Below are 12,908 nucleotides of genomic sequence, written 5' to 3'. Positions count from 1 at the left end.
GGGTCATGCGTCCTTTCCGGTCGAGGCCGGCTTGCCCGCGACGCCCCAAGCGGCGAACTCCAGTTCATACCCGAGGGAGGCGAGCACCTCCTCGGCGATCTGCTGGTCCTCGTCCGCTGTGCCGCCCGCGATACCGAGGCCGCCGATGATCTCGCCGTCTTTCTTGATGGTGAGGCTGCCTTCGGTGGCCATGATCGGCATGGCGGCGCCGGGGAGTTGGGAGAGCTGGGCGAAGAACACGGGCTGGCTCTCCTGCCACTTCTTCAGCATCTTGCCGGGCCGCTGCATGATGGCGGCCGTGTACGCCTTGGCGCGGGCGATGTCGGGGGTGAGCGGGCGGGCGCCGTCCGGGCGGCGGATGGCGATGGGGAAACCGCCGGCGTCCACGACGGCGACGCTGACCGCCTTCCCGATCGACTGGGCGCGCTTGTGGGCGGCGTCGATGATCTCCTCGGCGGCGTCCAGGGTGAGGCTGCTCATGCTGCTTCCTTCGGTGCGGTGAGGGTGCGGCGCAGGTGGGCGACGGCGGCGTTGTACTTCGCGGGTGTCTCCCAGTACATGGAGTGCGGGGCGTCCGGGACGATCTCCAGGTGCGAGCCGGGCAGCAGTTCGTGGGCGCGGGTCACGGTCTTCACGCTGAGCACCGCGTCCTTCTCGCCGGCCAGGAAGGCGACTCTCACGCCGGAGTTCTGGATGTCGTCCAGGGTCGGGCCGTCGGTGTCGAGGTTGCGCAGATCCTGCATCCTGGCGACGTTGAACGTGCCCATCTGCTGGAAGAGGAAGGTGAGATCGGCGCGTTCCTGCTGGAATCTCTTGGTCAACAGGCGGTCGATGACCGGCAGTTTGACGGCCTCGGCGCGGTCGGCGGCGGCGAGTTCCTTCAGCTCGGGGTGGCTGATGCCGCCCAGCGAGTGGCCGAGCACGACGGAGCCCACGCGCTCGGGGCGGAGCAGTCCGGCCCGGAGCGCGGCGACGGAGCCGATGGACTGGCCGACCAACATCGCGTCGGTCAGGTCCTCTTGGTCCAGTACCGCGACCACGTCACCGGGGAAGTCCTGGCCGTCGAACTCAGGCATCGACGAGTCGGACTTGCCGAAGCCGCGCAGGTCCACGGTGACGATCGTGAACTCCTCGCGGAGTGCGGCCACTTGCTGCCACCAGGCGGCGTGGTGGCCGCCGCTGCCGTGCACGAACAGGATCGCCGGGCCGCTGCCGTGGCGCTCGTAGTAGATGGAGGTGCCGTCGGAGTCGGCGATGGGCATGGGGGTGAACTCCTGTACGCGGGTGGCTAGTTGGGGCGGCGGCCGTGGAAGACGAGCTCGATCATGGTGTGGTCGGGGTCGTGGATGTAGCAGAACTTCGACTGGTTCTCGGGCCGTTCGATCGGCCGGGTGTGCCGGATGCCCAGCTCCTTGAGGTGGGCGAGGAAGTCGTCCCAGTCGTCGACCTCGACGGCGAAGTGATAGGGCGCCATGCGCTCCATCTCCTCGACCGGGGTGAAGTGGAGGTCGAAGTTGCCTCGGGTCATCAGCACCACACGGGTGTTGGACTTGGGCATGATGCGCTTCATCCCGAAGACCTTCGTGTACCACTCGGCGGTGCGGTCGGGGTCGGTGGTGGGGAAGTTGACGTGGTGGATGTAGCGGGGTGCGCTGCTCATGACGGATTCCCTTCGCTGTGTACGGGGTTGGACAGGACGCCGATGCCGCTGATCTCGATGTCCACGGTGTCCCCGGGTTCGAGTTGGCAGGTGGACTCGGCACCCATCCACAGCACGTCCCCCGGGTGCATGGTGATGTGCTTGGTCAGCTCGACGATGTGGTCGAACGGGTCGAAGACCATGTCGCCGGTGGCGAACGAGGCGCGGACCTCACCGTTCACACGGAGTGTCGTGGTCTGCGCGAGCGCGTCGACATCGGTTTCGATCCACGGGCCCATCGGCTTGAACGTGTCGCTGTTCTTGCTGCGCCAGAAGGAGCGGTCCTGGTGCTGCCAGGCGCGGGCGCTCACGTCGTTGCCGATCGTCCAGCCGAAGACCGACTTGCGGGCCTCGTCGTAGGAGGCGTGCTTCAGGGTGCGGCCGATGACCGCGACGAGTTCGGGCTCGGCCTCGAAGCGTCCCTCGACCTCGGCCGGCTTGACGATGGGTGAACGGTGGCCGGTGAGCGCGTTGTTGGCTCGGTAGCCGACCTCGGGACGGGTGGGGGTCTCGGCGTGGGCATGCGCGATGTGCCGCGGGTAGTTCATGCCGACGGCGTAGAACACGGGCGGGACTACGACGGGCAGCCAGTGGGCGTCTGCGATCGGCACCGTGCCGATCACGGTCGGGTCCCCATCGAGAGGGGACTCGGACAGCAGCTCGACGCGCGACTCCCCCACGCGGCCCCACACCGCCCGGCCGCCGACCGCAACTCGCGTGTACCTCATGGCGGTTCAGCCCGCCAGCAGGTGCGAGACGCGCTTGGTGATGAGGTAGGCGTCGAGGGCTTCGGGGCCGCCCTCCCTGCCGTAGCCGCTCTCCTTCACGCCACCGGAGGGGGCTTCCGCGACGGAGCCGCCGCAGTGGTTGATGGAGAGGATGCCGGCCTCCAGCGCGTCCGAGAGCTTCTCCGCGGTGGCCGCGGACTCGGTGAAGCCGTAGGCGGCGAGGCCGTAGGGAAGGGAGTTGGCGACGGCCAGGGTCTCATCCAAGTCGGTGAACGGGACGATCGGCGCGAGCGGGCCGAAGGGTTCCTCGTGCATCACCTTTGCGTCCGCCGGTACGTCGGTGAGGACGGTCGGGGCGTAGAAGTAGCCGTCGCGGCTCAGGCGTTGGCCGCCGGTGAGCACCTTGGCGCCGCGTTCGACGGCGTCGGAAACCAGGTTCTCCATGGCCTGCAGTCGGCGCTCGTTGGCCAGCGGGCCCATGGTGGTGTCGGCGTCGAGGCCGTCTCCTACGGTGACTTCCTGGGCGGCCTTCACGAACTCGGCGGTGAAGGCCTCGACGATGCTCGCGTGGACGAAGAAGCGGCTCGGCGAGGTGCACACCTGGCCCGCGTTGAAGAACTTCGCCTGGGCCGCCTTGCGGGCGGACTTCACCGGGTCGGCGTCGGCGCAGACGATGACCGGGGCGTGGCCGCCGAGTTCCATCAGGGTGGGCTTCATGACCTCGCCGGCCTGGGCGGCGAGGAGCTTGCCGACCGGGACCGAGCCGGTGAAGGCGACCAGGCGGATCCGCGGCGAGGGGATCAAGTGGGCTGATATTTCGGCCGGTTCGCCGAAGACGAGGTTGAGGACACCGGCCGGGAGTCCGGCGTCGGCGTAGCAGGCGACGAGCGCGGCGGCGGTCCCGGGAGTTTCCTCGGACGCCTTGATGACGATCGAGCAACCGGCCGACAGGGCCGAGGACAGCTTGCGGTTGGGGCCGCCGACGGGGAAGTTCCACGGCACGAACGCGGCGACGGGGCCGACCGGTTCGCGGCGGACGGTGAGGACGGTGCCGGGTGCGGACGGGATGATCCGGCCGTAGGCGCGGCGGGCGTCCTCGATGTGCCAGCGCAGGGTGTCGGCGGTGCGCAGGGCCTCGGTGGCGCCCTCGCGGAGGGGCTTGCCCTGTTCCTGGGCCATGATGCGGCCGATGTCGGGGGCGCGTTCGGTGATCAGGTCGGCGGCGGCGTGCAGGATCGCGGAGCGCTTTCCTATCGGGGTGTCGCGCCAGATGCGGAAGCCCTCGGTGGCCGCGTCGAGGGCGCGGTCGAGGTCGGCGGTGGTGGCGAGGGGTACGTCGCCGATCACCTTCTCGGTGGCCGGGTTCACGATCGGGGCGGTCCGTCCGGTGCCGCCCTGGCACCACTCGCCCGCGATGTACATGCGGACGGCGGGGTAGCCGTGGTCGGAGGTCATGAGTGGGTGCCCTCTCAGGCTGGGGAGGAGAGTCAGGTGGCGGGGGCGTCCTGCTGGTCGCGGTTGGAGCGCAGCGCCCAGATGTGGTGCGGCGGGGTGGTCTCGTGGACGCGGGTCTCGTAGGTGTCGTCGACGCGGTCCATGTCCGCCGCGTACTCGACGCGGCCGCCGCACGGGGCGTGCAGGAAGCGGAAGACGTTCGAACCGACGGTGTGGCGGCCGAGCTTGCGGGCCTCCCGCCAGCCGCGCTCGATCATGTGGTTGCCGCCCTCGATGACGTCGTCGAAGCCGGGGACCTCGTAGGCGATGTGGTTGACGCCGGCGCGGTCGGGGCGGTGGCAGAGCAGCATGGTGTGCTGGTCGTCGTCGCCCGGTGCCTGCATGAAGACGCCCATCGGTTCGACGATGTCGGTGGGCCGGAAGCCGAGCCGCTCGGTGTAGAACGCGACGGCTTCCTCTCGCCCGGCCTTGACGATGTTCAGCGCGACATGGCACATGCGCAGCGGGAACGCCCGGGTGAGCGGGTCCAGGGCGGTGTTCCAACGGGCCACGCTGCCCAGCGCGTTGGCGGGGCGCGGGGTGACGTCCGCGTTCTTCGGGCGGGCCAGGGTGAGTCCGACGCCGAAGCCGCTCTCGTCGACGGTGTGGTGGACGCCGTCGGCGCTCGCGTGGACCTTGCGATCGCGGCCCAACTCGGCGACCAGGCGGGCGAGTTCCTCCGGGGTGTCGACGCCCCAGACCACCTCACGGATGGTCGGGCCTGCCTCCACCGGCGGCGGCAGCAGGGGGCCGGGCACGGTGTCCAGGTGGAGGGTCTGCCCGGTGAGGGTCTCGAAGACCGCGTGCTCCTCGGTCCGTTCCAGCAGGAACAGCCCGAAGTCGCCGAAGAAACGGACACATTCGTCTACGTCGTCGATCCCGTAGGTGACGGATTCGATTCTCTGGATTCCCATGGATGCCTCGTTTCGCGGGTCGCCCGGCGAGCCTAGATTTCGGGGCGTGAAGGCCTCAATGGTCCGGGCTCGTCTGAATTCGCAATCGTTTCTTGCGGCTACGACTCGATGGCCGGAATGGGATTCTGCGAGAACCATTCGGCGAGGAAGTCCAGGAACACGCTGACCTTGCGCGGGGTGGCCTGGCCGGGGCCGTAGATCGCGAACAGGGGGCGGTCGGGGACCGCCAGCTCGGGGAGCAGGACCTGGAGGGCGCCGGTCATCAGGTCGTCGTAGGCGGGACGCTGGGGCAGCAGGGCGATGCCGCGGCCGTGGACGGCGGCCTTCTGGAGGGCGATGTACGAGTTCGACGAGAAGGCGATGTTGCGGATCTTGTGCAGGGTGGAGGCGTGGCCGTGGCCGATGCGCCAGACCGGGTCGTTGACGTGGACGAGGCAGTCGTGGTGGGCGAGGCCGTTGGGCTCGGTGAGGGGGCCGCCGCGCTCCAGGTACTTCTCGGCGGCGCAGAGGACGAAGGGCAGTGAGGCGATCTTCTTGAGGCGGACGCTGGAGTCGCGCAGGTCGCGGGTGTGGAAGGCGACGTCGAAGCCGCTGTCCAGGAAGTCGTACGTACGGTCCGACATACCGCCGAGCTCGAAGCGGACGTGGATCTTGGGGTGGGCGGCGGAGAAGGCGGCGATCGCGTCCCCGAGGTCCAGGCTGCCTATCCACTTCGGGCAGATGATGCTCAGGGTGCCCTCGGCGCGGTCGTGGAGGTGCGAGATGACAGCGTCCTCGGCCTCTATCTCGTCGAGGATGCGGGCCGCGAACTCGGCGTACTTCAGCCCCGGTTCGGTGAGGCTGACCGAGCGGGCGGTGCGGTTGACCAGGCGGACGCCCACCTGTCGTTCCAGCTCGGCGACGTGGCGCGACACCAGCGAGCCCGACGAGCCCAGCTTCTTCGCCGCGCCGCTGAAGCTGCCGGCCTGCGCGACGGTGACGAAGCTGTGCATGAGGAGCAGTCGATCCATGATTCCTCCGGAGGCCCACGTGTGCCAGGGGTGGGCCCCGGCGGCGGTGCCGGTCGTACTGATGGGTCCGACCCCTGCCGGGGTGTCCTGGTGGCGGCTCCACTTGGACATTCCGGCGATGTGGCGGACAGGCGGCTCGGACAACAATGAGACAGGTGTCGCTCCCGGCACCGGACTCCGCTGCTCGAAGCGGTGCTCGTCGCTTCGAGCGGTGCTCGTTACTTCGGGCAGTACTGGGGGGCCTTGCTCAGGTTGTCCTTGGTCACCAACAAAAGAGGAATGTTGGCAATTTTGTCAACCTTTTTCTCGGCCAGCAGACCGACCGCGTTCTTCACGGCGGTCTGTCCGATCGCCATGGCCGAGTTGGCCACGGTGGCGGAGAGCCGTCCGTCCTTGACGGCGGCCAGGCCCTCGTCCGTGCCGTTGACGGTCACGATCTTCACGTCCTTCTTGCCGGCCGCGTCGAACGCCTTGCGGGCGGCCAGCGCCATGTCCTCGGAGGCGACGAACGCGTACTCCAGGTTCGGATGCGCCTGGATCATGTTCTCCGCGACGTCCTGCGCCTTCACCGGGTTGAACATGCCCGGCTGGTTCGCGACCACCTTCGCGGTGCTGGGCAGCGCCTTGGTGAAACCGCCCACGAGGAGGTCGGAGGCGGCGCCGGGCGCACCCGCGATGACGCCGACCTCGACGCTCTTGCCGCCCGCGTCGGTCGCGACCCAGCCCGCGTCCAGGGCGCCGACCTTCGTGAGGTCCACGACGGCCGCGCCGAGGATGTCGTTCACGTCGCTGGTGGCAACGGAGGTCAGATAGATCGGTATGTCCGCGGCCTTCGCCTTGGCGATGTCGCCCTTCAGCGCGTCCACGTTGACCGTCTGCACGATCAGCGCGCTCACGTTGCGCGAGGTCATGTCCTCGATGTTGGACAGCTCGGTGGTGGAATTCTGGTGCGAGTTGGCGGTGAAGACCTTGGCGTTCTCCGTCTTCGCCTCCTGCTCGACCGCTTTCTGGAGACAGCTGTGGAACTCGGTGTCGCCGCCGTTGACGAACCCGAGGGTGACATCGCCGGAACTGCCGCTGTCGTCGCTCGTGCCGCAACCGCTCAGTACGAGAGTGGTGCCGGCGAACGCGGCGAGCATGGCTCTGCGGGAACGGAACGAGATTCTCATGGTGAACCGCCATTCAAGGAGGGAGCGAAAGGAGGGAGTGAGTAGAGCCGGTCAATGCCGTGCGGAACGTGCCTTGTGCATCTCGTTGGCGACGGCCGCGATGAGCAGCACCGCGCCGACGGAGACCGACTGGTAGTTGCTGGAGACCTGGAGCAGGTTCAGCGCGTTGGCGACCACGCCGAGGAGGACCACACCGAGCGCGGTGCCTACGACCGTGCCGTGGCCGCCGGCCAGGGCGGTGCCGCCGATGACGACCGCCGCGACGGCCTGGAGCTGGAGGGAGAGTCCGCCGGTGCCGGGGCTGCTGCCGCTGAGCCGGGACAGCAGCATCAGGCCCGCGAGGCCGGACAGGGCGCCGGTGAGGGCGTAGAGCGAGAGCTTGCGGGCGGTGACATTGATGCCGCTGAGCCGGGCGACGTGCTCGTTGCCGCCGATGGCGAAGGCGTCGCGGCCGAACACGGTGAACCGCATGACCAGGGCGGTCGCCACCAGCACGAGGATCGCCACGACCAGCAGGTACGGCACCCCGAGGATCTTGTTGTTGCCGAGGGCGAACATCTTGGTGCCGATGGAGACGCTGACGCTGTCGAGCACGAGCAGGGCGACGCCGTCCAGCAGGGTGGCCGTCGCCAGGGTCGCGACGAAGGGGGCGACGTTCGTGAACGTCACGACCACCCCGTTGACCAGACCGATCAGCGTGGCCAGTACGAGTGAGACGACGACGGTGAACGCGGTGGAGTGGCCGTGGGCCAGCAACTGCGCCCCGACCGCGGTCGTCACGGCGACGTTGCTGCCCATCGAGAAGTCCATGCCGCCCGCGGTCATCAGCAGCGTGAGTCCCGCCGCGATCACGGCGACGACGCTGACCTGGCGCAGGATGTTGATGACGTTCGTGTCGGTGGCGAACGAGTCGGTCCGCATCGAGGTGGCCACGATCACGACGATCAGGACGGCGATCAGCCCGGTGTGCGGGGCCCCGCGCAAGGCCGCCGGCGAGAAGCGGGAACGGGCTTTCCCGGGTGGGTCGTCGACGCCGGGGGCTTCGGGAAGTGTCTTGACGCTCACTGCGGTTGACCTCCGAGAGCGGTGGCGACGAGTTCGTCGTGGGTGATGGCGTCGATGTCGTGCTCGGCGACCGTCCGGCCGGCGCTGACGACGACGACCCGGTCGGCGAGGCGCATGACCTCCTCGGCGGACGAGGAGGCGAGGAGTACGGCGACACCGCGCGAGGCGAGGTCGTCGACGAGGGCGTGGATGTCGGCCATGGCCGCGATGTCGACCCCGTTGGTGGGGTCCTCCAGGAAGCAGGCGACCGGCTCGGTCTGGAGCCACTTGGCGAGCAGCACCTTCTGCTGGTTGCCCCCGGACAGCGCGCCCACCGGCGGGTTCCCGGCGAGCGCGACCACTCCGTAGCTGCGGCGCAACGGGGCTGCCCGGCGGGCGAGTTGGGCCCGTCGGTGCGTCCGACGGCGGGCGAAGCGGTCGCCGGCCAGCATCAGGTTCTCGTCCAGGGACAGCTCCGGGACCAGGCCCAGCGCACGGCGGTCGCCGGTGACGCAGCGCAGACCACTGGAGAGGGAGGCGTGAACTCGGCCGAACGGCACCGGAGTTCCGTCCACCGCGAGTCGGCCGGTGTCGGGACGGCGGCGCCCGGAGAGCAGGTCGAAGAGGCGCGACTGCGCGTCCCCGGCGGGTCCGAGCACGGCGACGATCTCGCCCTTGCGCACCTCGACGGTGAAGTCCCGTACGGCCCGGCCGTCGGTGAGCCCGCGTACCGTGAGCCCGATCTCGTCCTTGGGAGCGGGCCGTTGAGATCGCTGCGACACGACATCGCGGCCGACCATGCTGCGGACGAGACCGGCGGCGTCGAACTCGGCGGCCGGGGCGCTGCGGACGACCGCTCCGTCCCGCAGCACCGTGACCCGGTCGGCGACGGCCAGCACCTCGTCGATGTAGTGCGAGATGTAGACGACGGAGACGCCCTCGTCGCGCAGGGTGCGGACCAACTCCCTTATCTGGTGCGCCGCTTCGGCGCTCAGACAGGCGGTCGGTTCGTCGAGGACGAGGATGCGGCCGCCGCGGCGGACCTCGCGGGCCACCTCGACCATGGTCTGTTCGGCGACGGTGAGCGACCCCGCGGTCCGTGTCACGTCGATGTCGATGCCGAGCCCCTCCAAGGCCTTGCGGGCCTCGGAGTCGACCGCCTTCCAGCGCACGGCACCGCCGCGCGTCGGCAGGTCGCCGAGCATCACGTTCTCGGCGACGGTGAGCCCCATTGCCAGCTCCCGGCGCTGTGGCACCGACGCGATACCGAGCCGGCGTGCCTTGCGGACCGTAAGTCCGTGCTGCGCCCGCCCGTTGACCTCGACGGTGCCCGCGTCGGCCTGATGAACCCCCGAAAGGACCTGCACCAGCGTCGACTTGCCGGCGCCGTTCATGCCCATCAGCGCGTGGACCTCGCCCGGGTACAGGTCGAGGTCCACGCCCTTGAGCGCGGCAGCGCCACCGAAGCTCTTGGTGACCCCCCGGACGCGAAGTACCGCGCCTCCCCCCGGAGTTGTCACGGCCGTGACTCGGTGCCGTCGGCGCCGTCCGGGGCGACACGGCCGTAGCCGCGGATGTCCGGGAACGGGGGTTCCCTGTCGGCCTGGAGGTCCACCTGGAAGGTGTTCAGGCACATGCCGAGCATGGTGAAGTTGCCGAGTGCGCCGATGGTGTCGACCAGGCCCTTGGAGCCGAAGTGTTCCAGTGCGGCGGCGAAGGTCTCGTCGGTGACGAAGTGCTCGTCGAGGATCTCGCGGCAGAACCGGTAGAAGGCCTGGTCCGCCTCGTTGTCGAAGACGGCCTCGCGCTTCTCGGCGATGGCCTTGACGGCGGCCTCCGGGATGCCGGCCTCGATCGCCTGGTGCACATGGGCGTTCCAGGAGTACTGCGCGTCCCAGTTGCGGGCGGCCATCAGCAGCGTGAGTTCGCTCAGGTGCCTGGGGAGGCTGGAGTCGAACCGGGCGAAGGCGCCGAGGGATTCGGCCCTTTCGCACATCTCCGGGCTGTGCAGCCAGACCCGGAAGGGACCGCGGACTCCGCCGCGCCGGCCGGCGATGCGGGCGGCCAGTTCCTGCTGGCGCGGGTCCATTTCCTCTTCGGTGAGAACGGGGAGCCTCATGGGGCCTTTACCTGCCTTTTCTTTCCGGCGCGTTACGTGCACGGTTCGTGAATCCGTGCGATGCGTGCCGACGGTACAGCCGGGTCCGGGAAGCTCACCCCCCTGGAAATGCAAGGTAAAGCTGCACGCCAGAGGGCACCCATTCCTTCACGCGGGGCCTAACGTCGTGCGACGCAGAAGCGTGTGAACGGAAAGGAAATCCGGATGACCACGATCATCAAGGTCGCGTCCGTGCCCGTGCTCGACCGGGGCGGTGCCGTCGTCACGACACCTCTCGTCACGACGCCGTCAGCGGGCGGGGAGAACCGGATCACCAGTGGGATGAGCGTGTATCCGGTCGGCTCCGGGGCGCCGTTGCACTCGCACAACTGCGACGAGCACGTGACGATCCTGGAGGGCCGGGCGGAGGTGGTGGTCGACGGCGAGGTGACGAAGCTGGAGCGGTACGACACCACATACGTGCCCTCCCCGATCCCCCACCTGTTCCGGAACATCGGCGACACCCCGCTGCGCATCCTGTGGGTGTACTCGTCGGGGTACGTCACGCGCACGTTCACCGAGACGGGCAGGACGGTGGAACACCTGTCGGCGGAGGACCAGATGGGCTCGGACGACTAGGACCTGTCCGGCCGACGAGGTGACTCAGGCGGATGGAGACGCGTTCCGGCCGCTGTGCCGGGTCACAGAGGTGCCGACTCCACTCTGCCGGTGAATCGACCACCCACTTGATCGGCGAGCCAATGGGCGCGGGCGGTCTGGAAGCCGTTCCGGTTCCGGACGTGCACATGGACGGTGTGGTCCTGCGACGGCTCGTCCTGGTAGAGATCCCGGGAATTCACGGTCAACGTGAGGTACGCGTACTTCTGCGAGATCGCCTCCAGTCCCGCTTCCGGAACCGCGGGCCATGCGTCCAGATCCCACCGGACAGCCGCGGGGTCCGGCCCCAGAGCGGCGATGAAGGGCTCAGCGCGGTCCAGCGGACGGCCCCAGTCGAAGACCTGGGCAGGCAGGCAGTCCGCGGGGTCGTCGCCGGCCTCCGACGAACCGTGCTCCTTGCCGGCCGACGCCCACCATTCGAGGTCGGGCAGTACGTGACGTACGCGCGCCAGGACGTCCGGCGACCTGATCACGGCTTCGAAGTCGACCTCTCCCGGGTCGACGTCCGCCATCTCCAGCAAGGTACGCACGGCACGTATCGCTTCGGACAGGTCCGCGGTCGTCAGGACAGCAGCCGCAGCGGAGTTGCTCATCCCGGAACCATAGACGGCCCACACGGACCGACGCCGACCCCCGCATCCCCCGCGGTGGCCGGCGTCCGGTCCTGTCCGTGTGTGCCCTGCCTGGTCAGTGCGAACCGACCAGCTCCTGCGGGGCGTTGGCCTGTTCGCCCTGCTTCGAGCTGCGCAGCGCCGCGATGCCGATGAACACCATCGACGACAGACCGGCGATCGCGAAGGACGTGAAACCCCAGTCGCCGTTGCCCGAGGCGAGGAGCTGGCCGCCGAGCCACGGGCCGAAGACCGCGCCGAAGCGGCCCATGCCGGAGGTCCAACCGACCGCGGTGGCGCGGTTGTCCGGAGTGGACCGGATGGAGACCGTCGCGTAGATCATCGTCTGGGCGCTGTTGAGGAAGACGCCGGTGAGGAAGACGACCAGCATCGTGACGGCCTGGTTCATGTGGACACCGAGCAGGAAGACGCCGACGGCGGTGAGCGCGAACCAGATCGCCGAGATGCGCGGGGCGCCGAAGCGGTCGGCGGCGCGGCCGGCGACGAGCATGCCCACGATGCCGCCGAGGTTGAACACGACCACGAACGTGAGGGCGTTGGCCAGTTCGTAGCCCTCGGCGCGCATCAGGGTGGGCAGCCAGGTGGCGACGCCGTAGACGAGGAGCAGGCCACCGAAGGAGGCCAGCCAGTACAGCAGGGTCTGGAGCCGTTCGCCGCCGCGGAAGAGGGCGAGCAGGGCGTCCCAGCGATCGGCCGCCGTCTTCTTGCCCGCCGCTGCGGGCAGTTGGACCTCGAAGCGTTCGGCGAGGGCGTGGGCCTCGTCGGTGCGGCCCTTGGCGACGAGGAAGCTCAGCGACTCGGGCAGGAACTTCAGGAGCACCGGGACGAAGAGCAGCGGGAGGACGCAGACCCAGAAGGCGGCGCGCCAACCGACCGGCTCCACCAGCCACTTGGCCACATAGGCGGAGAGGATGCCGCCGGCGTGGTGGGCGGTCATCAGCATGCCGATGGTGAGGGCGGTCCGGCCGCGCGGGGCGTAGTCGGAGACCATGCTGATCGCGGTCGGCAGCAGACCGCCGAGGCCGACACCGGCGAGGGTGCGGCCGAGGCCGAAGACCTCGACGCTGCCCGAGACCGCACAGATGGCGGAGGCGAGCGAGAAGAGCGTCACGCAGCCGATCATCAGCTGCTTGCGGCCGATCCGGTCCGCGACCGTACCCGCGGTGAGAGCGCCCACCAGCATGCCGAAGGTGGCGTAGCTGCCAAGGTCACCGGCCTTGTCCGCGGTGAGACCGAAGGTCTTCGTCTCCAGCAGGTGCGGCAGCACCGAGCCGTAGATGAACATGTCGAGGCCGTCGAAGAGAACGGCCAGCCAGCACAGACCGACGACCAGGAGGGCCAGCCTGCTGACGCGCGCGGACAGGGCGGGCGCGGGGGACGGCGAGGGGGAGGAAGACATCGTTGGTTACCTCTCGTACTTGGTGCGCTAGACGCTAAAGAGC

The 12,908-nt window shown here is 69.1% G+C and carries 14 protein-coding genes; 1 reads left to right on the top strand and 13 read right to left on the bottom strand.

Features of this window, described 5'->3' with window-relative positions; genetic code table 11:
* Positions 1-3: 3 nt before the first annotated feature.
* The 11 genes from OG194_RS45000 to OG194_RS44950 form a co-directional block, all read right to left on the bottom strand.
* The gene (locus OG194_RS45000; RefSeq protein WP_327406499.1) at positions 4-480 is read right to left on the bottom strand and encodes a GlcG/HbpS family heme-binding protein; all 477 of its coding nucleotides are present in this window, start codon (positions 478-480) and stop codon (positions 4-6) included.
* Positions 477-1,262, bottom strand: a complete 786-nt coding sequence (locus OG194_RS44995; RefSeq protein ID WP_327406498.1) for an alpha/beta fold hydrolase — start codon at positions 1,260-1,262, stop codon at positions 477-479. Before OG194_RS44995 ends, OG194_RS45000 begins: the two co-directional genes overlap by 4 nt.
* A gap of 26 nt (positions 1,263-1,288) precedes the next feature.
* Positions 1,289-1,660, bottom strand: coding sequence for a VOC family protein (locus OG194_RS44990; protein WP_019056998.1), 372 nt, complete (start codon positions 1,658-1,660; stop codon positions 1,289-1,291).
* A complete protein-coding gene (locus OG194_RS44985) occupies positions 1,657-2,427 on the bottom strand; it encodes a fumarylacetoacetate hydrolase family protein (protein ID WP_327406497.1) in 771 nt (256 codons plus the stop codon). The genes OG194_RS44990 and OG194_RS44985 overlap by 4 nt, the downstream gene beginning before the upstream one ends.
* 6 nt (positions 2,428-2,433) lie before the next feature.
* Positions 2,434-3,882, bottom strand: coding sequence for an NAD-dependent succinate-semialdehyde dehydrogenase (locus OG194_RS44980; protein ID WP_327406496.1), 1,449 nt, complete (start codon positions 3,880-3,882; stop codon positions 2,434-2,436).
* Positions 3,883-3,914: 32 nt separating this feature from the next.
* Complete coding sequence (locus OG194_RS44975) at positions 3,915-4,835, bottom strand: VOC family protein (protein WP_327406495.1); 921 nt, start codon at positions 4,833-4,835, stop codon at positions 3,915-3,917.
* Positions 4,836-4,933: 98 nt separating this feature from the next.
* Positions 4,934-5,845, bottom strand: coding sequence for a LysR family transcriptional regulator (locus OG194_RS44970; RefSeq protein ID WP_327406494.1), 912 nt, complete (start codon positions 5,843-5,845; stop codon positions 4,934-4,936).
* 218 nt (positions 5,846-6,063) lie between these two features.
* On the bottom strand, positions 6,064-7,014 hold the full coding sequence (locus tag OG194_RS44965; RefSeq protein ID WP_327406493.1) for a sugar ABC transporter substrate-binding protein: 951 nt from the start codon (positions 7,012-7,014) through the stop codon (positions 6,064-6,066).
* Positions 7,015-7,065: 51 nt separating this feature from the next.
* The gene (locus tag OG194_RS44960) at positions 7,066-8,079 is read right to left on the bottom strand and encodes an ABC transporter permease (RefSeq protein ID WP_327406492.1); all 1,014 of its coding nucleotides are present in this window, start codon (positions 8,077-8,079) and stop codon (positions 7,066-7,068) included.
* A complete protein-coding gene (locus OG194_RS44955) occupies positions 8,076-9,578 on the bottom strand; it encodes a sugar ABC transporter ATP-binding protein (RefSeq protein WP_327406491.1) in 1,503 nt (500 codons plus the stop codon). The genes OG194_RS44960 and OG194_RS44955 overlap by 4 nt, the downstream gene beginning before the upstream one ends.
* The gene (locus OG194_RS44950) at positions 9,575-10,147 is read right to left on the bottom strand and encodes a carboxymuconolactone decarboxylase family protein (protein WP_327407412.1); all 573 of its coding nucleotides are present in this window, start codon (positions 10,145-10,147) and stop codon (positions 9,575-9,577) included. Before OG194_RS44950 ends, OG194_RS44955 begins: the two co-directional genes overlap by 4 nt.
* A 234-nt stretch (positions 10,148-10,381) precedes the next feature.
* Between OG194_RS44950 and OG194_RS44945 the strand changes: the two genes are divergently transcribed.
* Positions 10,382-10,795 (top strand): cupin domain-containing protein, encoded by a 414-nt coding sequence (locus OG194_RS44945; protein ID WP_327406490.1) that lies wholly within the window; start codon positions 10,382-10,384, stop codon positions 10,793-10,795.
* A gap of 62 nt (positions 10,796-10,857) precedes the next feature.
* On the opposite strand, the gene OG194_RS44940 is transcribed toward OG194_RS44945, so the two are convergent.
* Positions 10,858-11,427 carry a hypothetical protein gene (locus OG194_RS44940; protein ID WP_327406489.1) on the bottom strand — a complete coding sequence of 190 codons (570 nt, stop codon included), beginning with the start codon at positions 11,425-11,427 and terminating at the stop codon, positions 10,858-10,860.
* A gap of 94 nt (positions 11,428-11,521) precedes the next feature.
* Positions 11,522-12,865 carry an MFS transporter gene (locus OG194_RS44935; protein WP_327406488.1) on the bottom strand — a complete coding sequence of 448 codons (1,344 nt, stop codon included), beginning with the start codon at positions 12,863-12,865 and terminating at the stop codon, positions 11,522-11,524.
* Positions 12,866-12,908 lie beyond the last annotated feature (43 nt).

Source organism: Streptomyces sp. NBC_01288 (assembly GCF_035982055.1).
GTDB lineage: Bacteria > Actinomycetota > Actinomycetes > Streptomycetales > Streptomycetaceae > Streptomyces.
This window is presented reverse-complemented; position numbering and strand designations above follow the sequence as displayed.